The organism is Myxococcus sp. MH1 (assembly GCF_059738865.1).
On the sequence record NZ_AP026947.1, the window covers coordinates 9,407,380 to 9,432,921 of the forward strand.

Here is a 25,542-nt window from a genome sequence, read left to right on the forward strand (position 1 = left end):
GCCGGGTGTGTCAGCGACCTCAGACCGCCTTCAGGCGGCGGGAGCTGGTGCTGTTGGCGGCGTCGCGCAGGGCGTCCTTGCGGTCGGTGCGCTCCCAGGTGAACTCCTTCTCGGAGCGGCCGAAGTGACCGTACGCGGCGGTCTTCTGGTAGATGGGCCGCAGCAGGTCCAGGCCCTCGGTGATTTCGCGCGGACGCAGGCCGAACGTCTGGCGGATGGCCTTGGCGATGCGCTCCTCCGGGACGGTGGCGGTGCCGAACGTCTCCACCATCACGCTGACCGGCTCGGCCACGCCGATGGCGTAGGACACCTGCACCTCGCAACGACGCGCCAGGCCCGCGGCCACGACGTTCTTCGCGATGTAGCGGCCCATGTACGCCGCAGAGCGGTCCACCTTGGACGGGTCCTTGCCGCTGAACGCGCCGCCGCCGTGACGGCCCATGCCGCCGTAGGTGTCGACGATGATCTTCCGGCCCGTCAGGCCCGAGTCGCCCATGGGGCCACCCACCACGAACCGACCCGTGGGGTTGATGAAGAACTTCGTCTTGTTGTCGATGAGCTTCTTGGGGAGCGCCTTCGCGATGACGTCCTCGCGGATGGCCTCCTGGATGCGCTTGTTGGAGATCTCCTCCGAGTGCTGCGTGGACACCACCACCGCGTCGATGCGCACCGGGCGGCCCTCGCGGTACTCCACCGTCACCTGGCTCTTGCCGTCCGGGCGCAGCCAGTCGTGCTGCTTGCGGCGCACGTCGGCGAGCTTGCGCGTGAGCGCGTGCGCGTAGTGCAGCGGGGCGGGCATCAGCTCCGGCGTCTCGTCGCACGCGAAGCCGAACATCATGCCCTGGTCACCAGCGCCCTGGTCCTTCTTGTTGTCCACGCCGCGCGCGATGTCCTGGCTCTGGCCCTCGATGGCCACCATCACGCCGCAGGTGTTGCCGTCGTAGCCCATCGAGCTGTCGGTGTAGCCGATCTTGCAGATGGTGCTGCGCACGATGCGCGGGATGTCCACGTAGGTGTTCGTCGTCACCTCACCCGCGACGATGGCCAGGCCCGTCTTGACCAGCGTCTCCACCGCGACGCGGGCCTGGGGGTCCTTGGCGATGATGGCATCCAGGACACCGTCGGAGATCTGGTCGGCGATCTTGTCCGGGTGGCCCTCGGTGACGGATTCAGACGTGAAGAGGAAGTCGGTAGGCATGTCGGCTCTGTAGAGAGAAGGAGGCGCAGACGACGCGCGAAGGGCAGGACACTAAAGTGTGGTCCTGGGGGAGTCAAACAGCCATCAATGCCCGCACATTCGCGGGCGCCCCCTGGGCAAACGGGCATGGCCAGAAGCCCTCGGCCCGCAGGGGGATGAATTTCGCGAGGCGCCCGACGTTCTCCTGGGCTAACAGAACGCCGAGCAATCCCGTTGGAGGACTCGCCCGACATGAACACCCGCTTCCGTACCCTCTCCCTCCTGGTCGCCTTCGCCTTCGCACTGCCCGCGGCCGCCGCGGCGCCGAAGAAGGACGACCCGGTCGTCAAGCCCGTGAAGACGGTGGTGTCGTCCGTGCGCTACGAGCGGGACGCCGCCGCGCTCAAGCTCTTCGGCGGTGAGGAGCAGGGCAAGTACCTGCTCGGCGACGAGTGGTCCAAGGGGACCGACGAGCAGCGCAAGGAGTTCGTCAGCCTCTTCCACGGCCTGTTCGCGAAGATTGCCTTCCCGCGCGTGCGCGAGAACTTCAAGTCGCTGGAGGACATCGTCTACTCGCCCGCCGAGGTGAACGGCGGCGAGGCCACGGTGGACTCGGTCGTCTTCATCAAGCACCCGCTGAAGACGCAGGAGATGAAGCTGAAGTACCGCCTGGTGAAGGACGCGGCCGCGTGGAAGGTGGTCGACGTGACGGTGCTCGGCTCCTCCATGCTCCAGGACATCCGCGACACCCAGGTGCAGCCGCTGCTCAAGCAGGGCGGGTGGGACCTGCTGCTGGGCCGCATGCGCCAGGAGCTGGCGAAGAAGTAGCCGCCGCGCCCACTCCCGGCGACCAGGCCACCAGGCTCCTGGTCGCCGGAGGGGTTCCGAGGGGATGCCGGGCTGGCGTAGTCTGTCCCTCCCCCTCTGGCCTGGTTGATGACCGCCTCCCACTCCGTTGCACCTCCGAGCCGCTCCCAGCACGGCCCCTCCGAGCGGGAGGTGGACGCGTTCTGCATGCAGTACGCGCCCCGCGCGCCGGGCCACCCCGCCGTGCGCGACCTGTACCGGCTCTTGCGCGACGTCCCCGAGGAGGGCCTGGAGGCACGGCTCACCTGGGTGGAGCGGTGGATGGCGTGGCTGCGCGAGCGCCTCCCCGCGCACGCCCTGGTGGACGACACCGAGCCGCAGCAGCCCCCCGCCGACGCGAGGCTCGCGCTGATGGTGCGCGTGCTGGAGGGCGAGCCCGCCATGCGCGCGAGCCTCACCCTCCTGGTGTCCGGCGTGTGCGACGGCAGCCGGGGCCTGAAGCTCTTCGCCCAGGTGGGCCTGCCCGCGGGCCAGGGCTTCTTCGCGGAGGCGTCCGACCGGCTGGCCCGGGCGGTGCTGCCCGCGCCGCCCGAGCCCGGCAAGCTGTCGGAGCTGCTCCTGCGGCTGTTCCCCGTGCCCGAGGACGCGGTGTGGCTCTCGCACCTGTCGCCCGCCCTGCTCGCGAAGCTGTCCGCGCTGGTGGGCGAGCCGCGCCCCCCCATGCCCCAGCCGGGCGCCCGCGTGCGCGCGGACCTGATGGACGCGCTGTTGCTCCTGGCCCTGCAGACGGCGGCGCTGGGCACCACCGAGGACGTGAGGGACCGCACGCCGGAGACCTCGCTGCGCGCCTCGCCCTTCCTGCGGCTGCGGCTGGTGTGCGACGCGGTGCTGGCGCGCGACGCGGCCCAGGACACCCTGCGGGACCTGAGCACGTGCGTGGACGACTGCCGACGGGTGGTGGGCAGCGTGTCGCGGCACCTGGAGGAGGCGGGCGTCAGCGTGGACCTGGTGTACCGGCTGGAGCGCATCCGCCGGAGCCTGGAGCGCATGGAGGCCATCGCGCGGGTGCTGGGCGCGCCCCGGGGCGAGCCGCGCTGGCGTGAGGCGCTGGGCCTGCTGTCGGACCTGCTGCGGCGGGCGCACGCGGACCGCTCCGTGGTGGAGCTGGCGCGGCGCAATGTGCGGATGCTGGCGCGCAAGATCATCGAGCGCGCGGGCCACTCGGGAGAGCACTACATCACCACCACGCGCCCGGAGTTCCACGCCATGGTGCACTCGGCGGCGGGCGGCGGACTGGTGACGGCCGTCGCGGTGGCCAGCAAGTTCCTGCTCGCCACGCTGCCGCTGGCCCCGCTCTTCGCGTTCCTGGGCGTGGGCCTCAACTACGCGGTCGCGTTCCTGCTCATCCAGGCGCTGGGCTTCACGCTGGCCACCAAGCAGCCCTCCGTCACGGCGGCCACGCTGGCGGGCGCCATCGGAGAGGGCGCGCGGGGGGACCGGCTCTCCAGCCTGGTGGACATCATCCCGCGCATCACCCGCTCCCAGTTGGCCGCCTTCGCGGGCAACCTGGGCTGCGTGCTGCCCGCGGCCGTGGTGCTGGCCCTGCTGTGGCAGGTGGCCACGGGGCAGCCGTTCTTGAGCCCCGCCAAGGCCCAGGCCACGGTGGCCTCCGTGCACCCGTGGAAGAGCGGCGCGCTGTTGTACGCGGCCCTCACCGGCGTGCTGCTGTGGCTGTCCAGCGTGGCGGGCGGGTGGCTGGAGAACTTCGTGGTGTACCGGCGGCTGCCGGAGGCGCTCGCGCACCACCGACTGACGCGCAGGCTGCTCGGGGAGCGGGGCGCGCACCGGCTCGCGGAGGGGCTGGCGCACGCGGCGTCGGGTCTGGGCGCCAACGTGACGCTGGGCTTCCTCCTGGCGCTGATGACGATACTGGGGCGCTTCGTGGGGCTGCCCCTGGACATCCGCCACGTCACCTTCGCGCTCGGCGGCCTGGCCATGGCGGGCGCGGCGCTGGGCCCGCACGGGGTGCTCCAGCCGGACTTCCTGTGGGCGCTCGTGGGCGTGGGGCTCATCGGGGTCATCAACTTCGCGGTGTCGTTCAGCCTGGCGCTGGGGGTGGCCGTTCGCGCGCGCGACGTGCCCACCGCGGAGGCCCTGCCGTTCCTGCGGGCGGTCGGCGCCCGCTTCCTCTCGGCCCCCCGCTCCTTCTTCCTGCCCCCCGGGGAGCCCCCGGCGGCCCCCGCCCTGGAGCACGGCGGCTCCTGACGGGGCGTTTATTCCCAGGGTCCGAGCGGCCCTTCCTCGCGGCCCGGGAGCCGGCCGGGCAGGTCATGCCGCGCTTCCGGGGCCGGGCGTTTGCCGCTAGGGTCGCCGCGAATGAGCGGCGCTCCTCGAAACCCGAACTCCCATTCTCGCTTCGCCTACAGCTTCGCGAGGCTCCTGGTCCGCCGGCCCGGCACCGTCCTGGCCGTGCTGCTGACGCTGCTGGCCGTGTCCACCTGGGCCACGCTGCAGCTGCGCATCAACTCGAACCAGCTCGACCTCATCTCCCAGGACCTCCAGGAGGTGAAGGACGTCAAGCAGGTCATCGACATGGTGGGCGGCAGCGGCTTCCTGATGCTGGCCCTGCGCTCGACGGACGAGGCCGCCATGAAGCGCACGGCGGACGACATCGCCGGCATGCTCCAGGCGGACAAGGAGCACGTGCGCACCGTCAGCTACAAGCTGCCGGTCGAGTTCATCCAGCAGAACATGGTCCTCTTCGTGAAGACGGAGGACCTGGTGGAGGGCAAGCGCCGCATCATGGCCTTCCTCGAGGACAAGCTGCGCCGCAGCAACCCCTTCTACATCGACATGGGCGCCACCAAGCCCGTGGAGCTGAACCTCCAGGACCTGGTCGACAAGTACTCGTCCGTCGGCAAGAAGAGCATCCGCGACGACTACAACATCTCCGCCGACAAGAAGATGGTGCTCATCCTCATCAAGCCGATGTGGGACACCACGGAGATTGGCAAGACGAAGGACTACCTCGACAAGCTCAACAAGGACCTGGCCGCGTACTCCGCGCAGGACGGCAAGCCGAAGCTCGTCGAGGACTACAAGCGGATGGGCGACGCGAAGACCATCGCCTACGGCTACACCGGCTCGTACAAGACGACGGTGGATGACTCGTTCGCGATCGAGGAGTCGCTCGAGCCCGTCACCATCATCGCGCTGGTCACCATCTTCCTCATCACCATCGTCTTCTTCCGGAAGCTGGCGCCCACGTTCATCGTGGTGAGCGGCACGGTGATTGGCACCATCTACACGCTGGGCTTCACCTACGCGACGATTGGTGAGCTCAACATGATCACGTCCATCCTGGGCGGCATCCTGATGGGCTTTGGCATCGACTACGGCATCCACTTCACCTTCCGCACGCGGCTGGAGCTGGGCGCGGGCAAGCCGTACGACGAGGCCATCGTGGACGCCTTCGTCAACGCGGGCCGGCCGGCGGCGGTGGCCGCGGTGGTGACGGGTGGCTCGTTCTTCGTGCTGATGGTGAGCGAGTTCCGCGGCTTCTCCCAGTTCGGCTTCCTGGCCGGCTGCGGCACGCTCATCCTGGGCCTGACGCTGTTCGTGTGGAGCGCGGCGCTCCTGGCGCTGTTCGGCCGCATCAACCCGGCGTGGCCCAAGAAGCTCATCGGCGAGATGAAGCCGCCGCCGACCAACTCCTCCAGCGGCCAGGAGCTGCGCATCCCCCGCCCCGGGCTGGTGCTGGGCGTGAGCACCGCGCTCGTCGCGCTCATCTGCGCGGCGGCCGTGCCCTGGGCCGGCACGGGCGAGCCCCCCGAGGGCAACCTGGGCTTCTTCGAGCGCGTGAAGCACGGCGTGGGCTTCAACTACAACACCCGCGCGCTCATCCCGGACGGCATGTCGTCGGTGTTGCTGCAGGACGAGATCAACGCCCGCTTCAACATCTCCAGCGACCCCATGGCCATCTACACCAAGGACCTGGACGAGGCGGAGGGCATCTACCGCGAGCTGACCGACCACCCGGAGAAGTACCCGTCCATCGACCAGGTGGTGAGCGTCTTCACCTTCGTGCCGCCGGAAGCCACGGCCAAGGCCAACGAGAAGGTGCTGCAGGAGTGGAAGCAGGACATGGCGAACCTGGAGGCGCGCGGGTTCTCCATCGCCGCGCTGCCGCCGGAGATGCAGGAGAACGCCGCCTTCTTCATGAAGGTGCTCGACGCGAAGCCCTTCGACGTGCACGGCGTGCCGGCCAACTACAAGAGCCAGTTCCAGAACCTGCCCAGCGCGCAGCCGGAGAACCGCGGCTGGCTGACGTTCATCTACTCGAGCGTGGACCTGTTCGACGGCCAGAAGATGATGCAGTTCGCCGACGAGACGCGCGCCATCCCCGCCACCTACTACCCGGGCCGCTTCGACAAGGATGACTTCGACCCGAAGACGCAGACGGCGCAGAAGGAGTTCCGCGCCGCGGGCGCCACGCAGCTGTACGCGAAGCTGGCGCGCATCGTCCTCTGGGACGGCAAGGTCACGGTGGTGCTCACCGCGCTGTGGATTCTCGCGATGCACTTCCTGGACTTCCGCAACGCGAAGCTGGCGCTGGCGTCCGTGATTCCGCTGGGGGTGGGCGTGGCGATGATGCTGGGCATCATGTCGCTCGTCGGCCTGCGGCTGAACTTCATGAACATCATCATCCTGCCCATCCTCCTGGGCTTCGGGGTGAGCCACGGCCTGTACCTGCTGCACCGCTTCCTGGAGGGCACCTCCCCGCTCGTGGCGCTCAGGAGCGTGGGCGCGGCGGTGGCGTCCTCCACGCTGACGGCCGTGGCGGGCTTCGCGGCGCTCTTGGCCGCGGCGCACAACGGCCTGCGCTCCATGGGCATGGTGGCCTGCATCGGCCTCATCACCACGCTGGTGGTGTCCTTCACCGTGCTGGCCGCGGTGATGCAGCTCATGCATGACCGCCGCAAGCGCGAGTCCTCGCCGGGCGACGGCACGGGCAGCGCCTCCGGCGGCGAGGATGGCTCGACGCGGGCGGCCTGAGCGGCGGGCAGCGACGTCACACAACCGCGCGGTAACGAGGCCCCCTTCTCCTTCGTGAGGAAAGGGGGCCGGGAGAGGGAGACATCATGAGGCTGATGCGATGGGCGCCCGTGCTCGGGCTGGGGTTGCTCGCGGGCTGTTCGGCGGTGAAGAGCCACCGCGTGCGGCCGGACTACGCGCAGGTGGACCGCAAGCAGACCAAGCGGCTGGTGGTGGTGGCGCAGCCCCTGCCGGACGAGAAGCCCGCGGTGGGGGAGCTGTGGAGCCTCATCGCCCGCCAGTGGGTGAACCAGAACCGCGACTTCATCGTGAAGGACAACGTCGCGCTGCCCGGCCGCCCCACGGACACCACCTTCAAGGAGCTGTGCACCGAGGGCGTGGAGGGCGTGCTCTGGCTGGACCCCACCATCCAGTTGAAGGGCGACGGCGCGGAGGCCGAGGTGAAGGCGCAGCTGCTCCGCTGCAGTGATGGCGAGGAGGTCTGGGCGGCCCAGGCCGCGGGGAGCTGGGGCTCACGCGACGAGGACTACGCGGCGCGGGTGCAGAAGTTCAGCCAGGAGCTGGGCGAGGAGGTGGCGCCGTACGTCGTGCCCACCACCAAGCTGCTCGCCGCCACGCTCGACACGCTGCCCAATCCCGAACTGACGGAAGCGGACAAGGACGAGAAAATCGAGCTGGGTGAGTAGGCTCCTCCCATCGTGGAGGAGAAGCTCATCGTCATGAGGCTCGGGGTCGCGGCGCTCTTGGGCGCCGTGCTCGGCCTGGAGCGCGAGCTGCGCGGCCAGTCGGCGGGGCTCCGGACCCACATCATCGTGTCGCTGGGGGCGTGCCTCTTCACGCTCTCCAGCGTCTTCGTGGAGGGGGCCCTGGCAGGGGGCGCGCCGGAGGGCTCGCGCGCGGACGTCAGCCGCATCGCCAGCCAGGTGGTGGTGGGCATCGGCTTCCTGGGCGCGGGCGCCATCATCCGCGACCAGGGCCAGGTGAAGGGGCTGACGACGGCGGCCAACCTGTGGCTCACCGCGTCCGTGGGGCTGGCGGTGGGCATGGGCTTCCACTGGGCGGCCATCACCACGGTGGTCATCGCCCTGGTGGCGCTGGCGGGTCTGCGCCCCCTGGAGAAGGCCATCCGCCGGCACCGCGCCCGCCGGGGTCTGAAGGTGGAGGGCCGCGTCCCCGAGCACCCGGAGGACGAGAGCCCGGAGTGAGCGGGCCGCGCCCTACCGGTCCCAGTCCGCGGGGGCCGCGCCGAGCGCGCCCGTGGCGTCGTGCTGGAGCGGCAGCCGCCGGGCCACCTCGCCGCGCGCCGCCAGCACGTCCGGCCTGACGCCGGGCAGGCTGGCCAGGTCCTCGCGCAGGTACACGTCGTCGCGGTCGATGTCCGTCACGTCGGAGAAGGCCATGCGGTAGTCGCGCGGGAAGTAGCTGCCCTTCTCGATGAGGAACCCCGCCGCGTCCACGGCGGTGATGAGGCCCAGGTTCTCCCCGTCCCTGTCCCTGGCCGTCATGCCCTTCTGGATGTCCGCTGGATTGAACACACCCGCCTCCCGAAGTCCGGTGCCGACCTGGAAGTTGGGCATGCCCGCCCTCCTACGGCACGGGGCCCCTGCCCGGCGGGCGGGCAGCCGGGCCCTCGCCTCGCGCTCCAGGGAGTGCGAGGCGGGCTTCAGCCCGTGGTGCGTCCGGACGGCGTGTCGCCGGGGGACTCGTGGGCGGCCGCGGGCTCCGGCGTGTCGACGAAGCGCCGGTCCATCTCCGTGCGCATGAAGCGCTCGATCTCCTCGGCGGTGGTCAGCTCCATCGCCTCGCGCAGGAGTTCCGTCGCGTCCTTGCGGCCCACCCGGCGCAGGAAGCGTTTGACGGCCGGAATCTGCCCGGACGTCATGGACAGCTCGTCGAACCCGAGCGCCAGCAGCACCAGCGTGTAGAGCGGGTCTCCCGCCATCTCCCCGCACATGGACACGGGGATGTTGGCCGCCTTGGCCGCGTGGACGATGGTCTCCAGCATGCGCAGCACCGACAGGTGCAGCGGACGGTAGAGGTAGGCCACCTCGCGGTTCTGGCGGTCGATGGCCAGCGAGTACTGGATGAGGTCGTTGGTCCCCACCGAGAAGAAGTCCGCCTCCTGCGCCAGCCGGTCGGCGATCATCGCCGCGCTGGGCGTCTCCACCATGATGCCCACCGGGAAGCGCTTGCCCACGGGCACGCCCGCGCGGCCCAGCTCGGTGCGGCACGCCTCCAGCTCGCTGCGGGCCTCGCGCAGCTCGCTCACCCCGCAGATGAGGGGGAACATCAGCCGCAGGTTGCCGTGCACGCTGGCGCGCAGGAGCGCGCGCAGCTGGACGCGGAACAGCTCCCGGTTGGACAGGCAGTAGCGGATGGCCCTCAGGCCCATCGCCGGGTTGGGCTCCTTCTCGTGCTTCGTCTTGCCCGGCACCTTGTCGCCGCCCAAATCGAGCGTGCGGATGGTGACGGGCTTGCCGCCCATGGCCTCCAGCACCTGCCGGTAGGCGCGGTAGTGCTCCTCCTCCGTGGGCGCCGTCTTGCGGTCCAGGAACATGAACTCGGTGCGGTACAGGCCGATGCCCTCCGCGCCGTGCGCCAGGAGGGACGGAATCTCCTCCAGGAACTCCATGTTGCCGTTGAGCCGGATGCGGAAGCCGTCGGTGCTCACCGCCTCCAGGTCCTTGGTGGCCAGCGCCAGCTGCTCGGCCTCCTGGTGGCGGCGCTGCTCCTCGCGGAAGCTCTGGAGCTGCTCCTCCGTGGGGTTCACCAGGATGATGCCCCGGGTGCCGTCCATGGCCACCAGGTCCCCGGGGGAGATCTGCTCGCTGGCGCGGCCGGCGCCCACCACCGCGGGCGTCTCCCGCGCGCGGGCGACGATGGCGGTGTGGCTCGTCTGGCCGCCCAGGTCCGTCACGAAGCCCGCCACGCGGCCGCTGCGCGCCATCAGCGACGCGTCCGCGGGCGGCAAATCATGCGCGACGACGATGGCCTCTGCGGGGACCTCCACCTCCTCGTCCACCACCTGGCCCATCAGGTTGCGGATGATGCGGTCCGCCACGTAGTCCACGTCCGAGCGGCGCTCGCGGAAGTACTCGTCCGGGATGTTGTCGAACAGGTGCTTTATCTTGCGGGCCACCCGCCGGACGGCCCACTCGGCGTTGATGCGGTCCTCGACGATGAGCTGGTTGACGGCGTCCACCAGCATCGGGTCGTGGAGCATCAGCCGGTGCGCCTCGAGGATGAGCGCGTGGTCGCTGCCCTCGGTGCGCGTAATCTGTTCCTTGAGCTCGGCGAGCTGGCGGTCCGACAGGTCCACCGCCGTCTTCATCCGCATCCGCTCGGGCTCGACCTCCGCCTCCGCCAGCCGCAGCTTGGGCGTGCGGATGCGCTTCCTGTCCAGGATGAAGGCGTGGCCGACCGCCACGCCGGGTGAGGCGCCGATGCCCATCAACCTCAGTGTGGGAGTGGCCTGGCTGCTCACGTGTCTTTGTTCCCTCCCCGTCCTACCGCATTTGCATTGTCATCCGTCACTTGGACTCGCCAAAACGGTCGGCGATGAGCTTTGCCAGCTCCTGGAGACACGCGTCGGCGTCATCTCCCTTACAGGTCAGCTTCACCTGCACCCCCTGGGCGGCCGCCAGCATCAGCACCCCCATGATGGACTTGGCGTTGGCCCGCTGTCCCTGCGCCTCGATGAGCACGTCGCTCTTGAAGCGGTTGGCCACCTTGACCATCTGCGCCGCGGCCCGGGCGTGCAGCCCCAGCTCGTTGATGATCTCGTATGTTCCCTCGGCCACCGTTGCCATTCGCGACTCCTACCTCTCGTCTTAAAGGAAGGCACCCGCCGCGCAGGCCAGCGTCGCCGCGAGGTAGAGCACCACGTAGTTGGGCACCCGACGGCTGACCAGCACGTAGGATGCAACCCCCAGGGCCAGACACCCGGCCGCCAGGAAGGGCGCGTGCGCCCCGCCCGCGTTCGCCCCGAAGGACACCGCCAGCCACGCCGCCAGCCCGCCGGCGCACAGCGCCGCCACCGTCCGCAGCCGCGCCCCCCGGGCCGGCAGGTTGGCCTTCGCCACCGCCTCCACCAGCCGGTCCCCCAGGGTGAGCCCCAGCCAGTACAGCCTCACCCGGAGCAGCAGGTGCACCAGGTTGTAGAGCACCAGGAAGACGGGCACCGCCCACAGGCCCAGGAGCGGCACCAGCGCCGCCCCCACCGCGCCCGCCGCGGGCTTGAGCGACAGCCAGAAGAACCCGTCCCCCAGCGCCGCCAGCGGCCCCATCAGCGCCGCCTTGAAGGCCACCACCTTGTCCGGGGTCTCCTCCCCCCGACAGATGCGCTCCTCGTGGAAGACGACGCCGCCGACAATCGCCGCGGCGACGTAGGGGTGCGTGTTGAAGAAGACCAGGTGCCGGCGCACCGCCTCCTCGCGCGCGGCGCCCGCCGCGTACAGCCACTCGAGCGCGGGGAACACCGCGTAGGCCAGCCCCAGGTTCTGCATGCCCTTGGGGTTCCACGACGCCTGCAGGAAGAGCGAGCGCATGAAGACGCGCAGCAGCACTCCCCAGGGAAGCGTGGTGTCCGGAGCGCTCACGCGTCATGCCCCTGGAGCACGTACAGCACCACCGCCACCGTCACCGCCGCCGCGCCCAGGGCCGCGTACAGGGGCGCCTTCCGGGCGTGGCTGCCCTGCGCCGCGATGGCCGCCGCCACCGAGGCCATGGCCGGCCACGCCCACGCCAGCCCCCGCACCAGCATGGGCGGCAGCGACTGCAGCGCCGGCTCCACGAAGAAGCCCGCGAGCGCGCACAGGGCCGTCAGCACGCCGTACACCACGAAGTGCGGCCACATGCCCCACAGGTTCTGCCGCATGGCGCGCGTGAGGTTGCCGGCCTCCGCGGAGGCGAGCGCCACGCGCGCCAGCCGGGCCGAGTAGCCCTCCAACAGCCGGTCCGCGCGCCGCCCCACCCGGCCCATGCCGATGAACAGCAGCACCGCGAGCGACCAGATGGCCGGCGTGGAGCCCGCGCCCGAGGCGAGCGTAATCGTGCACGCCGCCGCGCTGGTGGCGGTGGCCGCCAGCGTGTCGTTCTCCGGCAGGGACGCGCCCAGGTTGGCGGTGCCCAGGAAGAACAGCTCCAGGAGCAGCCCCACGCCCAGGCCCGAGGGCACGTCGTTGAGCAAGAGCCCCATCACGGTGGAGGCCACCAATGGGCGCGACAGCATGGCCTGCAGGAACGCCTTGCGCTCCACGGCCACCAGTCCGCCCCACAACCCCGCGAGCGCCACCTGGGTCCAGAGGACGCTCACGTGTTCACCCGGCCTTCACCCACCGCTCGGAGAGGTCCGGCAGCTCCACGGGCTTCTCCGCGGGGACGGCTCGGGCCTCCACGCGCACGCCCTGCTCGGCCAGCTGCTGCAGCGTGCGCAGCTCCGCCTCGGCCAGGAACACGGAGGGGGACACCTGCCGGCGCCCCGTGCCGAAGTGCACGTTGCCCAGGTTGAGCTCGCCCAGGGAGAGCCCGTGCGCGTACGCGAAGGGCACCGAGGCCACGTCGCGCAGGAGCACCAGCGTGCGCACCCCGTCCTTGGACAGGGCGGCGAAGTCCACCTGGGACAGGGGGAGGATCTGCACCTCGATGGCGCTCTGCACCGCGAGCGCCATGGCGGCGCGGATGAGCGGGCTGGAGGCAGCCTCGTCATCCGCGACGACGACGCGGGAGACCTTGAGGTGCGGCAGCCAGGCCTCGACGACCTGGCCGTGGATGAGGCGGTTGTCGACGCGGACCAGGGTGATCACAGCCGTCTCGAATCGCCGACCCGCGCCACTTGGTCAAGTTCGCGGCTGCTGCTGGGCCTCGCGAAGCAGGGCGGATGCACAGGTGATGTTGCGCTGACCATAGGACGCGAGCTGGTTGGCCATCTCCGGGAGGGTCATCTGCTCGGAGCGAAGCGAGTTGGCCTTGAGGAGCATGGGCAGGTTGACGCCCGCCAGGACCTCCAGGTTCATGCGCTGACACATCATCAGCGACTCCTTGCAGGGCGTACCTCCGAACAGGTCCGCGAGGATGATGACGCCATCACCCGTGTCCACGCGCGACACCGCCTGCTTCATCTTCGCGCGGAGGTCCTCGACGGGAGTCCCCGGCTCGATGTTGCAGGTTGCCACCGCGGGGAGCTTCCCCACGATCTGTTCCGCGGTGGAGACCAGCTCCTCCGCCAAACGCCCGTGCGATGCGACGACGAGGCCGACCATGTTCACTCCTGACCAACCCCCCGAGGCTGCGTCCTACGCCTGAACGGCATCTTGCGCAACCTCGGCGAAAGTTTCCGCCCTGTACCCGTAGCTAAGCTCTCACGTCTTGTCTCGAAAGGTAAGACGCCATTGCTTCCCGTGCCCGAAATTTCGGGTCCGGCCGCGCGCAGGGCTGTCGCCTGCCGGACGTGGGAGCAACACGCGCCGCCCCCACGCTGATTCAGATGCGGTGGAAGTATCGCGGATGCGTGCGGCGCGGTTGCGCGTGACACCGCGCCCACGCGCTCTCTCGGAAAGCGAGGGGACAGGCTGTGCACCCCGTGCGTGTTGGCGCTCGTCCGCAAGCTCGCCCCTCCCTCGGGGGCATGGTTGACTGACGCGTCGACGGCACGAGGCTGTAGCACCGGGTGCGTGCGGGAGGAGCCAAGCGTGGCGAAGAACAAGCTGCTGAAGCAGGGCGATGTGCTGCCGGACGTGACGCTGACGGGCGCGGGCAACCAGCCGGTGCGCCTCAAGGACCTGGTGGGGCAGAAGGTGCTCGTCGTCTACTTCTACCCGCGCGACGACTCACCGGGTTGTACCGTGCAGGCCTGCGGGTTGAGAGATCAGTACGAGGACTTCGTCGCGGCGGGCGCGGAGGTGGTGGGCATCAGCGGCGACTCGGTGGCGTCCCACCAGGGCTTCGCCGCCAAGCACCGCCTGCCCTTCGTGCTGCTGAGCGACGAGAAGGGTCAGGCGCGCGAGGCCTTCGGCGTGGGCGCGTCGTTCCTCGGCATGCTGCCCGGCCGCGTCACCTTCGTGGTGGACCGCCAGGGCATCGTCCAGGACAGCTTCGAATCCCAGCTTCGCGTGGGCGAGCATGTGCGCCGCGCGCTGGAGCTCGTCCGCTCGCTCGCCTCCAAGAGCGCCGCTTCTCCCTGAGCCACGACGCAACCCCTGCACGCGCGCGTGAGGGCCGATACCGCGGCCGCACGCGCGCGTCCCAGGCGCGAACACCTTGCGCGGGCCCTGATGGCGCGCGCCCCCCCGGGCCCGCTTCAACCGCGCGAAGTGCATGGGGTTTCCCGCCCGGACGGGTCATGGCCCACGCCTTGCTCATGGGTCCGGGTGCCACGCGATGGACGCGCGGCGCCACGCAAGGAACCCAGGCCATGAACACCCAGACTGAAAGCCTCTACGACGCCGTCCTCTTCGCGCTCGGCCCCGTGGTGCTCGGGTACGCCGTCGGCATGGTGGCGCTGCTCGTCGCCTACGCGCGCCCGTAGCCACCCGACATGTCGGGCCTGGACGGGGTGGAGTGAACGGAGCTATAAGCTGTATAGCGCGACAGGACCGCATTCTCCGAATGAGGACCGCCGCGCGCTCCGCGAAGTCACTCCCCAAAGCAATCCCCGAAAGGAAGTCCCCGACATGAGCTTCAGCTCAGGTGGTCGCCTCAATGGGTGGATGGGTGCCGTTGTCAGCGTGTCGCTGTTGGCGGCGTGTGGTGCGCCGGACGAGCGTGCGGGAGAAACGCCCACCGCCGGCGAGAGCGCGCGTGACGCGGTCGCGGGCGATGTGGCGGTGAAGCTGTCGGTGCCGAGCCAGTCCTACGCGGCGCGCGAGGGCGTCAACGTGCAGGTGACGCTCACCAACGTGTCGCGGGACACGGTGCGGGTGCTCAAGTGGCACACGCCGACGGACGGCATCAAGGAGGACCTGTTCCAGGTGACGGTGGACGGGCAGAAGGCGGAGTACAACGGCCGTCACTACAAGTGGGCCACGCCGGCGACGACGGACTTCCTGCGCCTGGCGGCGGGAGAGAGCGTCTCCTACACGGTGGACCTGGCCACCGTCTACGACTTCGCGAAGACGGGCAGCTACAGCATCCGCTACGACTCGGAGGGCCACCACTCGGACGAGGGCCACCAGGGCCTGTCCCAGCTGGCCTCCGACAGCCTGAGCGTGTTCGTGGAGGGCCGTCAGTTCCAGCCGCCCGTCGCCTGGGGCAACGACACCGTCTCCGCGCAGGCGCTGTCCACGTCGAGCTGCACGGGCTCGCGCCCGGCCTCCACGGTGTCGACGGCGTTCACCACCGCGCAGTCGATGACGAACGGCGCCGTCAACTACCTGAACGGCACCATCGGCCAGCGCTACACCACATGGTTCGGCACGAACACCGCGACGAACGTGGCCACCATCCGGTCGCACTTCGCGGCCATCAAGAACGCGTTCGACACGAAGAACGTCGTCGTCGACTGCGCTTGCACGGACAGCGCCTACGCGTACGTCTACAAGAACGGGCACTACCGCATCTACGTGTGCAACGCCTTCTGGAGCGCGCCCATGTCCGGCACCGACTCCAAGGGCGGCACGCTGGTCCACGAGATGAGCCACTTCACCGTGGTGGCGGACACGGATGACCACGCCTACGGCCAGAGCGCCTGCCGCAGCCTGGCCACGTCCAACTCCGCGCGCGCCCGCGACAACGCGGACAGCCACGAGTACTTCGCGGAGAACACGCCCGCGCTGCCGTGACAGCGCGCCGTTGACATGATGTGAAGGGGAAGCGGGGGCGCGGCCGGGCGTCCCCGCTTTCTTTTTTGTCGAGGGGCGCGCCTCTCGCGCTCCCGGAGCGAAGGGCGGAGGGTCCAACACATGAAGCACGCACACGCAGGTCGCATCGCGCTCTTGACCGCGGCCATCGCCGTGGCGGGCTGCGCGGCCCGCAAGGAAGAGGCGCCGCCGCCAGTCGACGCGCGGCCCGAGGAGACGGCAGCCATGGCGAAGAAGACGCTGGAGTGCTCGCTGAGCGCGCCCGCCCAGGTGAAGGCGGGCGAGCCGGTGGAGGTGCGCTTCAAGCTCACCAACACCTCCGAGCAGCCGGTGTACGTGCTCAAGTGGCACACGCCGCTGGAGGGCGTCCGCAACAACTTCTTCAAGGTGACGCTCGCGGGCTCCGCCACGGAGCAGCCCTACCTGGGCCCCATGGTCAAGCGCGGGCCGCCGGACGCGTCCTCCTACGCCACGCTCGCCCCGGGCGCGTCGGAGGAGCGCAGCGTCGACGTGGCGCAGGTGTACGGCGTCCAGACGCCGGGCACCTACCGCATCCACTTCGAGGGCCCGCTGATGGACGTCACCACGGACGCGGCGAAGGTGCCCGCCCTCAACGGCGAGTTCCACGACACCGCGGTGGACTGCCCCGACATCGAAGTGACGGTGACCTGACCCGGAGCCGGGCGCGCGCGGCCCTCAGGCCATCACCAGCCGCGCGCGCTGCTTCGCTGGACGGATGTGGGCGCGGGCCCCCGCGCCGAACGCGAGGAAGTCCTCCTCCATCCCGTCGCTGAAGATGACGCCCCCCGACGGCATCCGCGACTCCAGCACCAGTTCCTGCTCGGGCGTCACGAAGCCGCCCACCAGCTCCGCGCTCGAGTTGCGGCTGACGAAGGGCTCGCGCACCACGAAGGCCAGCCGGGGCTCCTCCCACGACAGCCGCCACTCCCCGCCCGGCACCCCGCCCGTGCGCGCGGTGAGCGCCCGCGCCAGCGTGAAGACGGAGGACAGCCACCCGCTGGAGCCCGCGCCGGTGGACACCAGCACCCCGCTGGACGACTGCGCCTCCTCCTGTCCCCCGTGGCTCAGCCGGTAGCGCGCCGACACGTGCGTGCGGGCGCCGATGAACAGGTCGTTGAACGCGAGCAGCCGCTGCCCGTCCTCCAGCCGCGCCTCCGCCAGCGTGACGCCGCGCGTGCGCGCCTTGCCCTCCAGCACCTTGCGCACCGCGGCCCGGGCCTGCGGGACTTCATAGGGCAACAGCACGCCGTCGAAGCGGTCCGGGTCCGGGTTCACGCCCACCAGCGGCTGCTCCCCCACGTACTTGGCCACGTTCGCCACCAGCCCGTCCTGCCCGGCGACGACGACCACCTCCTTCCCGGTGAAGAGGAAGGTGGGCACCAGGCCGCGGTCCACCTGCTGCACCGGCAGCCCCACGTCCAGCGAGTCGCGCAGCCGGTCCACCGCGCGCGCATAGGCCTGGTCCTCGCGCTCGAACTCGTCGAAGTCCTGCCCCGCGTTCTCCACGTAGAACTTGGCCTGCTTCTTCGTGTTGAAGCGCTCCACCAGCCCCGCCAGCCGCGTGCGCCGGGTGACCAGGAGAATCTTCTCGAACATGGCGTGCCCTCCCCTCTCGTGGCTTCAGCGCTCGCGGCCGGGCGACGGCGCGCGCGGCGCGGAGACCTGCGGCGGCTTGCTCCCCACACCAGCGCTCATCAGCGAGTGGAGCAGGTCCGGCGACACGTTCAGCTCGCCGATGCGCTGCGCGTTCTCCGCCATCTCCCGGAAGGCGAGCGCGATGTTGAGCGCGGGGTCCCCGCCGCTCGCCGAGGTGGCCATCAGCGTCTTCCAGTCCACGCCGCGCACGGGCGCCAGCGTCTTCTCCAGCGCGTAGGCGCGCGCGTCCGCGGCCTGCTTCTCGTTCTGGGTCCACCGCTCCATCAGGGCCGCGCGCTGCTCCTCCACCGCGATGTCCGCCGCCATCTTCGCCTCACGCAGCTGCCGCTGGCGCTCCTGCACGGCCAGCTCCGTGGCCAGCTCGCTCTCCTTGATGCGCCGCTCCTGCTCCACCGCGGCGTTGCGGCGCGCGTAGATGGCCTCGTCCGCCTGGCGCTGCAGCCCCTCGCGCGCCTCCGCCTCCAGGGCCCGCGCCATCTCCGGCGTCGGCTTGGCGGAGAGCAGCGAGAACGCCATCACCTCCACCCCCAGCGCGCGGATGGGCTCGGCCGAGGCGAGCGACGCGAGCACCTGGTCTTCAATCGTCTGAGCGCTCACCAGCACCTCGCGCAGGGTCAGCCCCTGCACCACCGTGCGCGCCCGCACCTGGGCCACCTGCACCAGCCGCTCCGGCAGCTTCTCCGGGTCCTCCGAGCGGTAGCGTCCCGACGCCGACAGCGAGTAGTCCAACAACCCCGCAAGCTTGCGCGCGTCCGCCACCCGGTACGTCAGCTGCCCCTGCAGCGTCACCGCCTGGAAGTCCCGCGTCACCTCGTTGAACACGAAGGGCACGTCCGCGCTCGACAGGGGCACGCTCACCAGCGTCGCGGACGGCTTCCAGTAGAAGAACGACAGCCCCGCCCCCTCCCGCACCATCCGTCCCCCCTCGAACTGCATCACGTACGACGTCGGTGCCGCCTTCATGTAGCCGATGACCATGGGGTCCACCCCTCGATGCTTCGCCACTTCGTGTTATTTCGACACCATTATTAGTGTCCAACCGACACGAAGGCAACCCGAAGTGTGACCGCCGGTGGAAGAGTCCCGGAGGTGGGGAACATCCGCGCGGCGACAGGGCCCGCGGATTTCGTGGCGCGACGCGGGGGGCGTGCGCAGCCTTGCGGGGCAAACCGGGTGAGGAACAGGGCACGCCATGCGCATCGCGGTGATTTCGGACCTGCACCTGGGCAGACGCGACGTGGCGGACCACTTCGGCCACGAGGACACGGCCTTCCTGCGCTTCCTGCGGGGGCTGGAGGGCAACTTCGAGCGCATCGTCCTGTTGGGGGACATCTTCGAGACGCTCACCTCCAGGACCCCGGGACGCCAGGCGGCCGAGCTGGCGGCCGCTCGCGCCGCCCACCCGGAGCTGGTCAGACGCTTCTCCCAGCCCCAGTACCACTACATCCACGGCAACCACGACCTGGTGGCGGGCACGGTGCTGGGGGCGCCCGAGCAGCTGGTCCTGGAGGCGGACGGGGTGCGGATGCTCTTCACCCACGGTCACCACCACGACTGGGTCATCCGCAAGGCGCGCTGGCTGTCGGAGGCCGCGGTGTGGACGGGCGCGTGGCTCAGGCGCATGCGGCTGCACGCGATGTTCCGCATGTTCCAGGCGCTGGATGTCCGGCTGACGCACGCGACGCCGGACCCGGAGCGCTGCACCTTCCAGCGCTGGGCCCTGGCGCGGGCCCACGAGCAGCAGGCGGACGTCGTCGTCACCGGCCACACCCACCTGGGCATGAAGGTGGAGCACGGCAGCCGGCTGTTCCTCAACAGCGGCACCTGCTCGGAGGGGCAGTTCTCCTTCCTCAGCCTGGACACCCGCGCGGGCCGCTACGCGCTGCACACCTCCTGGTAGGCCGCCTGGCCAGGGAGGCGCGCGAGCGGGCGCCCTCACGTTCCGCTCGCCCCCACCCGGGAGGTGCGAAGTAACATCGGCGGATGTTCAGGCGGCTCACCCAGGCGCTCCGGCTGCTCGCGCGGCGCATTCCGGGTCCGGCCTCCTCCGAAGGGACTCCACGCATGGGCGCGGCACCTTCCGAGGAGACTCCGGACAGGCCCCGCCGTGCGTCCGCCGCGCGGCGAGCTCCCCCGAGGACGGCCCGTGCCGCCCGCTACTTCGACCTGCACGACGACTTCCGCCACCCGGCCCGCCGGGAGCTGAGCGACCCGGTGTCCGTGGAGGGGCGGAAGCTCAACTCCGTCTGGTTCTTCACCTCGGGCGCCCCGGTGCTCCAGCGGGGGCGGCTGAAGCTCACCGTCGAGCCCCCGGGCCGCCCCCTGGACTTCTCGCTGGCCGGTGCGGGGCTCACCCCCGTGGTCCACGCCACCGTGGCCTCCGTCTTCCGGGAGCTGGCCCCGGATGACGTGCAGCTGCTGCCCGTGGAGGTGGAGGGCGAGAGCGAGCCGTACTTCATCCTCGTCGCCACCCGGCTGATGCGCTGTATCGACGAGCGCGCCTGCGCGGAGGTCGCCCACTACACCGCCCAGGACGCCCCTCCCGAGCGCGTGGGCCACTACCGCACCGTGAAGGGCCTGCGCATCGACCCGGAGAAGACCGGCGGCGCCCGCGTCCTGCGCACCTGGGGCTGGCCCGTCAGCCTCATCGTCTCCGAGGGCATCAAAGAGGCCCTGGAGCACGCGGGCGTCAGCGGCGTGCGCTTCGCCGAGGTGACCAGGCCGCCCCCCGCCCGACGCAAACCCCGCCGCAAGAGCCGGCGCAAACCGCGCGGCGAATGACCCACCGGCCCCCGACGCTCGAGACGCCCGCCTGGCTGATACTCCGAGAGTCACGAACTTGAGGGGTAGTCAGACGGAATGTATCTTTCTCGCCTTACAGGTTTTTACCGAGGCGACCGTTGGACAGGCTCGACGTGCCGGTGCCGGCCCCCGTGGAAGAGGCCTTCTTCGGGAAGTACAGAATCCTCCAGCGGCTGGCCGCGGGGGGGATGGCGCACATCTTCCTGGCCTCCATCGACGGTCCGGACGGCTTCTCCAAGCCGTGTGTCATCAAGCGGGTGCTGCCGGAGTACGCCAACCTGGAGGCGTTCAGCCGGATGTTCGCGGACGAGGCGAAGGTGGCCGCGCTGCTGACGCATCCGAACATCGTGCAGGTCTTCGACTTCGGGAAGATTGATGGCCAGTACTACCTGGCCATGGAGTGGATCCAGGGCCAGTCGCTGGACCGGGTGCTGCGGCACGCGTGGAAGTCAGCGTTCCCCCTGGGACAGCGGGTGGCGGTGGACGTGGGCATCGCGGTGGCGGACGCGCTGGCGTACGCGCACTCGAAGACGCTGCCGGACGGCACGCCGCTGAAGCTGGTGCACCGGGACGTGACGCCGGGCAACGTGCTGGTGTCGCGTGACGGCATCGTCAAGCTGGCCGACTTCGGCATCGTCAAGAGCGCGGTCAACGTGGAGCGCACGAGCGTCGGGGTGGTGAAGGGCAAGTACGCGTACATGTCCCCGGAGCAGATAACGAACCGGGAGCTGGACCACCGCTCGGACCTGTTCTCGCTGGGCATCGTCCTCTACGAGGCCTCCACCGGCAAACGCCTGTTCAAGCGCGAGACGGTGGAGCAGACCATCGTCGCCGCCACCCAGGTGCAGGTGACGCCTCCGTCACAGGTGTCACCGGGCTTCGCGCCGGAGCTGGAGCGCATCATCCTGCGGCTGCTGGAGAAGGAGCCGGACGCGCGCTACCAGAGCGCTCGCGAGTTGGCGATGGACCTGGAGCGCTTCCGCGCGTCGCAGCACTGGACGTCGGGCGGGCGCGAGCTGGCGTCGCTGGTGACGTCGCTGTTCCCCGCGGACCGACCCGGGAGCACGGGCGCGGCGCTGGCCGCCTTCAGCGGGGCCTCTGGCAGCGGCATGTCCTCCGGGCATATGTCCCCCCTGGACGACGTGCCGGGCGCGCGGCCCGGGCCTCCGGTGGAGGAGCGCACGTCGGCCACGGTGCACAGCCCGCCTCCCGGGCCCCTGCCCGTGGGCGAGCCTCCCTTTCCCTGGCCCGTCGTCCTGACGGCCGGAGCCGCCATCTGTGCCAGTGCCCTGTTCTGGTACTTCGTCGCCTGAGGGTGACGGCCTTCGCGCCGGGGTGGACGCGGCGGTGAGACCGAGAAGCGGATGAAACAGAAGACCTGGATTGCCGTCATCGTCGTCGGAACGCTCGCCATCAACGCCATGGCGTACGTGGTCGTGCGCAAGCGCCGCGCGTCGGACGTGCCTCCTCCCCCTCCCGTCTCGGCCACCCCCACGCCGCCCGTCACCGCCCCCGCGCCGCCGTCGGAGGACGCGAACGAGGGGCTGTCCCGCGCCCGCCGCGCCGCGGGGCTCGCCGCCTTGGAGGACCGCGACTACGACATCGCCGTCCGCGAGTTCACCGAGGCCCTGAGCCTGCGAAGGACGCCGGGCGGAGACCTGGTCGAGCTCCTGCGCATCGCCACGGACCTCCAGTCCCGCGAGCGCGACCGGACGCGCGTGGAGCCCGCCAGGCCGGCGCGGGAGCCCGCCGTCACGCGGACGCCGCCGCGCGCGAAGCCCTCGCGCTCGAGTCCGTCCCGAGCGAGTCCGCAGCACACCAAGGAGGAGCCGCCCCCGGTGGTCGAGGAGCCGCGCAACGGGCTGTTGCTGGTGACCTCCACGCCTCCGGGGCTCGTGGTGCAGGTGGACGGCAAGGCGGTGGACATGACGCCCGCGCGGCTGCCGCTGCGGCCGGGCACCTACCGGGTGGCGCTCGCGCAGGGGGAGCGCCGGTTGATGGAGGAGACGGTGGTGCTGGAGGAGGACGGCGTGCACTCCCTCAACCGGGACGTGAGCGAGCAGCTGGCGCCGCCCGCCCCTCCGCGCCCCGTGGCCACCACCGCGCCCACCGAGCCGCAGCCCACGCCCCCCGTCGCCGCCGCCGCGCCCGTGGCGGTGAAGGCCGAGGCGACGGGGCGAGGGGAGCTCGACATCAGCTCCCCGTCGCTCTACGGCGAGGTCTGGGTCAACAACCGCCCTTATGGCTTTCCACCCCTCGTCGCCCAGAACCTCCCCGCCGGCCCCGCCCGCGTGGAGGTCCGCGTCAACGGCGAGGTGAAGCGTCGCATGAGCGTCGAGGTCGAAGCAGGCCGTCGTGTCGCCGTCCGGGTGCGCTGAAAGCCTCTCGTTCCCCGCACCGCTCCATTCCGAATCTCCGCGAGGGCCTTGGACGCCCACGCCCCGTCATTGCCTGGAGGTCACCATGGTCCGCCGTCATCGGCTCCGCCCCGGTCTGCTCTCGCTGCTCTTGTGCGCGTCTCCCGCCCTCGCCCAGTGGGAGGAGCCCGAGCCCCCGCCCGAGCCCGCGCCCGAGGCCCGCGCGCGGGAGGAGCTGCCGCTGGATGGGGAGTCGGACGTGCACAGCCAGGTGGCCTCGTTCGCCATCACCCGGCTGCGTGACTCGCCCGCGGTGGTGACGTCGCTGACGGCGGAGGAGATTCGCGACTCGGGCGCGCGCGACCTGATGGACGTGCTGCTCCAGGTGCCGGGCTTCTTCTTCGGCGTGGACACGCAGGGCACGGTGGGGCCGGGCTTCCGCGGCCTGTGGGGTTACGAGGGCAAGGTGCTGCTCGTCGTCGACGGCAAGGAGCTCAACGAGCAGCTCTACTCGACGATGCAGCTGGGCAACGAGCTGCCGGTGGAGCTCATCGAACGCATCGAGGTGGTGCGCGGCCCCGGCTCGGTCATCTACGGCGGCAACGCGGAGCTGGCCGTCATCAACGTCATCACCCGCGGCGTGCAGGGCAGCTCGGACCTGATGGTGTCGGGCACCTATGGCCAGCTGGAGTCGGTCAACGGGCGGCGCAGCCTCACGCTGTCGGGCCGCAAGGTGTTCGAGTCCGCGCCGGGCCTGAGCGTCTTCGCCTCCGCGTCGCTGGGGCAAGGGCAGCGCAGCGACGGGCGCTTCGAGGACTTCTTCGGCAACACCGCGCAGCTGGGCGGCAACACGAAGCTGGACCCGACGACGGTGCAGGCGGGCGTGGGTTACCGGGACCTGCAATTGAGCGTGCTGTACCAGCGCTTCGCCACGTCGGCCATCGTCGCCTTCGACGAGGTGCTGGACGCGCCCGCGGCCACCGACTTCGAGTCCTTCCACGCGGAGCTGAGCAACCGCTTCCGTCCGAGCGAGCGGGTTGAAATCATCCCCCGCTTCAACCTGACGCTCGCCGAGCCGTTCCGCGACACGGACCAGGGCTCGGAGTTCTATTACGAGAAGCGGGTGATGCGGCTGCGCGGCCGGACGATGGCGCGCTGGGCGGCGCTGGACTACCTGCAGCTCACCGGCGGCGTGGACGTGGCGTCGGACCAGGGGCGGCTGGAGGGGCCCGCGGACGTGGGACTGCAGACGGCCTTCGGCGCGGACGGCGCGACGAGCGTCTCCTATCTGAACGTCGCGGGCTTCGTGGAGGCGTTCTCGGAGAACCCCATCGCCACCGTGGTCGCGGGCGCGCGGTACGAGAACCACAGCGCCTTCGGCAGCTCCTTCGTGCCGCGGCTGGTGCTCCTGCGCGCCTTCGGTCCGTTCAGCGGCAAGGCGCTGTTCAGCCGCGCCTTCCGCGCGCCGGGCATCGAGAACATCAGCCTGGGCGCGGACGTGAAGCCCGAGCGCACCACCGTGTACGAGCTGGAGGGCACGCTGCGCCTGGGCGAGGGCCACGCGCTGAGCGCCAACGCCTTCGACGTGGGCGTCTCCGACCCCATCATCTACTCGTACGACGCGGTGACGAACGAGGAGGCGTACCGCAACCTGGGGCGGCTCGGCAGCCGGGGCGTGGAGCTGGACTACCACCTGAAGGGGAGCTGGGGACGGGTGGCGCTGAGCTACTCGTTCTACGCGCCCTCGGGCCGCAACGACGTGGCCGACTACCAGGTGCCCGGACACTCCAACGCGTTCACCGGGATGCCCACGCACAAGGCCTCGCTGTCCGGCAGCCTGAAGCTCAAGCCGTGGCTGTCGGTGAACCCGACGGCGGTGCTGGTGGGGCGGCGCTTCGCGGTGGACGTGCCGGATGACCAGGGCCGCTCGGCCGTGGAGGAGCTGCCGACGCAGCTGCTGCTCAACCTCTACGTGCGCGCGCGGGATGTGCTCACGCCAGGGCTGGAGGTGGGCGCGGGCGTCTACAACATCCTCGGGACGAACTTCCGCATCGCCCAGCCGTACAACGGCGGCCATGCGCCGCTGCCCGTGTTCTCGCGCGAGTTCCTCGTCCGCCTGAGCTACCTGTTCGACCCGGCGCTGAGCGAGCCGTGACTAGGGATGCAGCTCCAGCACGATGTCCCGCGTCGCCAGCCACACGCCCGCGGGCGAGCGTGACAGCTTGAGGATGCCGCTGCCGCCGCGCAGCTCCTGCTTCGCGCGGTACTCCGCCGTCACGCCGTACTCGCCGTCGAACACGGCGTCATCGACGTGGTACGGAGCGCGGCCGGGCTCGCCGAGGAACAGGTGCACGTGGGCGGGCATCGAACCGTCCGGATAGGGCGCGGGCTTGATGGTGTCGAACGTGTAGACACCGTCCTTCCCCGTCCGTGCCCACCCTCGCAGCCGGCCGTGACGCCGGCTCCACGTCGTCTCCTTGCCCCCGTTCGCATACAGCCCCTGCGCGTTGGTGTGGTGGGCATAGACGATGACACCCGCCACGGGGGCTCGCGTGCCAGGGCTCAGCACCCGCCCCGTCAGCACCATCCGCTCGCCCGGCTCCGTCGACGAGGCGAGCTGGACGCGGGACGTCATCGATTCCGGCGCGCGCTCGGCCACCGCTTCACAGCCCTCGCACGCGTAGAGGTCCGGCCGCGCCCGGGGCACCGCCCCACCCGCCTCCGCGCAGGCCCCCACCACCGCGCCGGCCGCGCAGGCGCCCAACCCCACCAGGACCTCTCGTCGCTTCATCGCTCGCATGGACCTCCACAACGGAGGAGCGGGGCCTCGATTCCCAGCCGCCGGGCCCCGTGCCGAAGACACTCGAGGCGG

At 70.6% G+C, this 25,542-nt stretch carries 24 protein-coding genes; 13 read left to right on the forward strand and 11 right to left on the reverse strand.

What is annotated here, in order from left to right; translation table 11 throughout:
- Window positions 1–19 precede the first annotated feature (19 nt).
- Window positions 20–1,198 (reverse strand): methionine adenosyltransferase, encoded by a 1,179-nt coding sequence (metK, locus tag AC6JA9_RS37115; RefSeq protein ID WP_223746987.1) that lies wholly within the window; start codon window positions 1,196–1,198, stop codon window positions 20–22.
- Window positions 1,199–1,429: 231 nt separating this feature from the next.
- On the opposite strand from metK, the gene AC6JA9_RS37120 reads away from it, so the two are divergent.
- The 5 genes from AC6JA9_RS37120 (at window position 1,430) to AC6JA9_RS37140 (ending at window position 8,244) form a co-directional block, all read left to right on the forward strand.
- Window positions 1,430–2,005, forward strand: coding sequence for a Tgt2/MlaC family protein (locus AC6JA9_RS37120; RefSeq protein ID WP_248542969.1), 576 nt, complete (start codon window positions 1,430–1,432; stop codon window positions 2,003–2,005).
- A 108-nt stretch (window positions 2,006–2,113) separates the two neighbouring features.
- The gene (locus AC6JA9_RS37125; protein ID WP_497958566.1) at window positions 2,114–4,249 is read left to right on the forward strand and encodes a site-specific recombinase; all 2,136 of its coding nucleotides are present in this window, start codon (window positions 2,114–2,116) and stop codon (window positions 4,247–4,249) included.
- Between the two features lie 111 nt (window positions 4,250–4,360).
- Complete coding sequence (locus AC6JA9_RS37130) at window positions 4,361–7,039, forward strand: efflux RND transporter permease subunit (protein WP_473568589.1); 2,679 nt, start codon at window positions 4,361–4,363, stop codon at window positions 7,037–7,039.
- A gap of 86 nt (window positions 7,040–7,125) precedes the next feature.
- Window positions 7,126–7,725: an MXAN_6521/LA_1396 family lipoprotein gene (locus AC6JA9_RS37135; RefSeq protein ID WP_223782658.1), complete on the forward strand. Its 600-nt coding sequence runs from the start codon at window positions 7,126–7,128 to the stop codon at window positions 7,723–7,725.
- Window positions 7,726–7,758: 33 nt separating this feature from the next.
- Window positions 7,759–8,244, forward strand: a complete 486-nt coding sequence (locus tag AC6JA9_RS37140) for an MgtC/SapB family protein (RefSeq protein WP_255665582.1) — start codon at window positions 7,759–7,761, stop codon at window positions 8,242–8,244.
- Between the two features lie 12 nt (window positions 8,245–8,256).
- Here the strand turns inward: AC6JA9_RS37140 and AC6JA9_RS37145 are convergent, their stop codons facing one another.
- The 7 genes from AC6JA9_RS37145 to AC6JA9_RS37175 all read right to left on the reverse strand — a co-directional run bounded on the left by AC6JA9_RS37145 (window position 8,257) and on the right by AC6JA9_RS37175 (window position 13,299).
- Window positions 8,257–8,616, reverse strand: a complete 360-nt coding sequence (locus AC6JA9_RS37145) for a hypothetical protein (RefSeq protein WP_497958567.1) — start codon at window positions 8,614–8,616, stop codon at window positions 8,257–8,259.
- 86 nt (window positions 8,617–8,702) lie between these two features.
- Entirely contained in the window at window positions 8,703–10,523 is a 1,821-nt protein-coding gene (gene ptsP, locus AC6JA9_RS37150; RefSeq protein WP_223782661.1) for a phosphoenolpyruvate--protein phosphotransferase, read from the reverse strand.
- Window positions 10,524–10,569: 46 nt separating this feature from the next.
- Entirely contained in the window at window positions 10,570–10,848 is a 279-nt protein-coding gene (locus AC6JA9_RS37155) for an HPr family phosphocarrier protein (protein ID WP_141327235.1), read from the reverse strand.
- A gap of 21 nt (window positions 10,849–10,869) precedes the next feature.
- Window positions 10,870–11,637: a PTS system mannose/fructose/sorbose family transporter subunit IID gene (locus tag AC6JA9_RS37160; RefSeq protein ID WP_141327233.1), complete on the reverse strand. Its 768-nt coding sequence runs from the start codon at window positions 11,635–11,637 to the stop codon at window positions 10,870–10,872.
- On the reverse strand, window positions 11,634–12,353 hold the full coding sequence (locus AC6JA9_RS37165; RefSeq protein ID WP_223746981.1) for a PTS sugar transporter subunit IIC: 720 nt from the start codon (window positions 12,351–12,353) through the stop codon (window positions 11,634–11,636). Before AC6JA9_RS37165 ends, AC6JA9_RS37160 begins: the two co-directional genes overlap by 4 nt.
- A gap of 4 nt (window positions 12,354–12,357) precedes the next feature.
- Window positions 12,358–12,843, reverse strand: coding sequence for a PTS sugar transporter subunit IIB (locus AC6JA9_RS37170; RefSeq protein ID WP_046716356.1), 486 nt, complete (start codon window positions 12,841–12,843; stop codon window positions 12,358–12,360).
- A 33-nt stretch (window positions 12,844–12,876) separates the two neighbouring features.
- Window positions 12,877–13,299: a PTS sugar transporter subunit IIA gene (locus AC6JA9_RS37175; RefSeq protein ID WP_223746980.1), complete on the reverse strand. Its 423-nt coding sequence runs from the start codon at window positions 13,297–13,299 to the stop codon at window positions 12,877–12,879.
- Window positions 13,300–13,728: 429 nt separating this feature from the next.
- Between AC6JA9_RS37175 and AC6JA9_RS37180 the strand changes: the two genes are divergently transcribed.
- The 3 genes from AC6JA9_RS37180 to AC6JA9_RS37190 all read left to right on the forward strand — a co-directional run bounded on the left by AC6JA9_RS37180 (window position 13,729) and on the right by AC6JA9_RS37190 (window position 16,506).
- The gene (locus AC6JA9_RS37180; RefSeq protein WP_223746979.1) at window positions 13,729–14,220 is read left to right on the forward strand and encodes a peroxiredoxin; all 492 of its coding nucleotides are present in this window, start codon (window positions 13,729–13,731) and stop codon (window positions 14,218–14,220) included.
- A 489-nt stretch (window positions 14,221–14,709) separates the two neighbouring features.
- On the forward strand, window positions 14,710–15,816 hold the full coding sequence (locus AC6JA9_RS37185) for a M35 family metallo-endopeptidase (protein WP_408889051.1): 1,107 nt from the start codon (window positions 14,710–14,712) through the stop codon (window positions 15,814–15,816).
- A gap of 120 nt (window positions 15,817–15,936) precedes the next feature.
- The gene (locus AC6JA9_RS37190) at window positions 15,937–16,506 is read left to right on the forward strand and encodes a protease (RefSeq protein ID WP_223746977.1); all 570 of its coding nucleotides are present in this window, start codon (window positions 15,937–15,939) and stop codon (window positions 16,504–16,506) included.
- Window positions 16,507–16,530: 24 nt separating this feature from the next.
- On the opposite strand, the gene AC6JA9_RS37195 is transcribed toward AC6JA9_RS37190, so the two are convergent.
- Together AC6JA9_RS37195 and AC6JA9_RS37200 are read right to left on the reverse strand one after the other, a co-directional pair.
- Complete coding sequence (locus tag AC6JA9_RS37195; protein ID WP_408889050.1) at window positions 16,531–17,451, reverse strand: diacylglycerol kinase catalytic domain-containing protein; 921 nt, start codon at window positions 17,449–17,451, stop codon at window positions 16,531–16,533.
- 24 nt (window positions 17,452–17,475) lie between these two features.
- Window positions 17,476–18,489, reverse strand: coding sequence for an SPFH domain-containing protein (locus tag AC6JA9_RS37200; RefSeq protein ID WP_408891808.1), 1,014 nt, complete (start codon window positions 18,487–18,489; stop codon window positions 17,476–17,478).
- A 214-nt stretch (window positions 18,490–18,703) separates the two neighbouring features.
- Between AC6JA9_RS37200 and AC6JA9_RS37205 the strand changes: the two genes are divergently transcribed.
- From AC6JA9_RS37205 to AC6JA9_RS37225, 5 genes are all read left to right on the forward strand, one after another.
- On the forward strand, window positions 18,704–19,411 hold the full coding sequence (locus AC6JA9_RS37205) for a metallophosphoesterase family protein (protein WP_408889049.1): 708 nt from the start codon (window positions 18,704–18,706) through the stop codon (window positions 19,409–19,411).
- 83 nt (window positions 19,412–19,494) lie between these two features.
- Window positions 19,495–20,292: an imm11 family protein gene (locus AC6JA9_RS37210; protein WP_408889048.1), complete on the forward strand. Its 798-nt coding sequence runs from the start codon at window positions 19,495–19,497 to the stop codon at window positions 20,290–20,292.
- 119 nt (window positions 20,293–20,411) lie between these two features.
- Window positions 20,412–21,626 (forward strand): serine/threonine-protein kinase, encoded by a 1,215-nt coding sequence (locus AC6JA9_RS37215; protein ID WP_223782666.1) that lies wholly within the window; start codon window positions 20,412–20,414, stop codon window positions 21,624–21,626.
- A 51-nt stretch (window positions 21,627–21,677) separates the two neighbouring features.
- On the forward strand, window positions 21,678–22,691 hold the full coding sequence (locus tag AC6JA9_RS37220) for a PEGA domain-containing protein (RefSeq protein ID WP_223782667.1): 1,014 nt from the start codon (window positions 21,678–21,680) through the stop codon (window positions 22,689–22,691).
- Between the two features lie 85 nt (window positions 22,692–22,776).
- Entirely contained in the window at window positions 22,777–24,825 is a 2,049-nt protein-coding gene (locus tag AC6JA9_RS37225) for a TonB-dependent receptor plug domain-containing protein (protein WP_408889047.1), read from the forward strand.
- Here AC6JA9_RS37225 and AC6JA9_RS37230 read toward each other — a convergent pair whose 3' ends face one another.
- Window positions 24,826–25,461, reverse strand: a complete 636-nt coding sequence (locus tag AC6JA9_RS37230) for a dioxygenase family protein (protein ID WP_267699328.1) — start codon at window positions 25,459–25,461, stop codon at window positions 24,826–24,828.
- Window positions 25,462–25,542: the final 81 nt, after the last annotated feature.

Coding starts and splice junctions, on each gene's coding strand:
- metK (WP_223746987.1), bottom strand. CDS start 1,198: ATGCCTACCGACTTCCTCTTCACGTCTGAATCCGTCACCGAGGGCCAC.
- AC6JA9_RS37120 (WP_248542969.1), top strand. CDS start 1,430: ATGAACACCCGCTTCCGTACCCTCTCCCTCCTGGTCGCCTTCGCCTTC.
- AC6JA9_RS37125 (WP_497958566.1), top strand. CDS start 2,114: ATGACCGCCTCCCACTCCGTTGCACCTCCGAGCCGCTCCCAGCACGGC.
- AC6JA9_RS37130 (WP_473568589.1), top strand. CDS start 4,361: ATGAGCGGCGCTCCTCGAAACCCGAACTCCCATTCTCGCTTCGCCTAC.
- AC6JA9_RS37135 (WP_223782658.1), top strand. CDS start 7,126: ATGAGGCTGATGCGATGGGCGCCCGTGCTCGGGCTGGGGTTGCTCGCG.
- AC6JA9_RS37140 (WP_255665582.1), top strand. CDS start 7,759: ATGAGGCTCGGGGTCGCGGCGCTCTTGGGCGCCGTGCTCGGCCTGGAG.
- AC6JA9_RS37145 (WP_497958567.1), bottom strand. CDS start 8,616: ATGCCCAACTTCCAGGTCGGCACCGGACTTCGGGAGGCGGGTGTGTTC.
- AC6JA9_RS37155 (WP_141327235.1), bottom strand. CDS start 10,848: ATGGCAACGGTGGCCGAGGGAACATACGAGATCATCAACGAGCTGGGG.
- AC6JA9_RS37175 (WP_223746980.1), bottom strand. CDS start 13,299: ATGGTCGGCCTCGTCGTCGCATCGCACGGGCGTTTGGCGGAGGAGCTG.
- AC6JA9_RS37185 (WP_408889051.1), top strand. CDS start 14,710: ATGAGCTTCAGCTCAGGTGGTCGCCTCAATGGGTGGATGGGTGCCGTT.
- AC6JA9_RS37190 (WP_223746977.1), top strand. CDS start 15,937: ATGAAGCACGCACACGCAGGTCGCATCGCGCTCTTGACCGCGGCCATC.
- AC6JA9_RS37195 (WP_408889050.1), bottom strand. CDS start 17,451: ATGTTCGAGAAGATTCTCCTGGTCACCCGGCGCACGCGGCTGGCGGGG.
- AC6JA9_RS37200 (WP_408891808.1), bottom strand. CDS start 18,489: ATGGTCATCGGCTACATGAAGGCGGCACCGACGTCGTACGTGATGCAG.
- AC6JA9_RS37205 (WP_408889049.1), top strand. CDS start 18,704: ATGCGCATCGCGGTGATTTCGGACCTGCACCTGGGCAGACGCGACGTG.
- AC6JA9_RS37210 (WP_408889048.1), top strand. CDS start 19,495: ATGTTCAGGCGGCTCACCCAGGCGCTCCGGCTGCTCGCGCGGCGCATT.
- AC6JA9_RS37220 (WP_223782667.1), top strand. CDS start 21,678: ATGAAACAGAAGACCTGGATTGCCGTCATCGTCGTCGGAACGCTCGCC.
- AC6JA9_RS37225 (WP_408889047.1), top strand. CDS start 22,777: ATGGTCCGCCGTCATCGGCTCCGCCCCGGTCTGCTCTCGCTGCTCTTG.
- AC6JA9_RS37230 (WP_267699328.1), bottom strand. CDS start 25,461: ATGAAGCGACGAGAGGTCCTGGTGGGGTTGGGCGCCTGCGCGGCCGGC.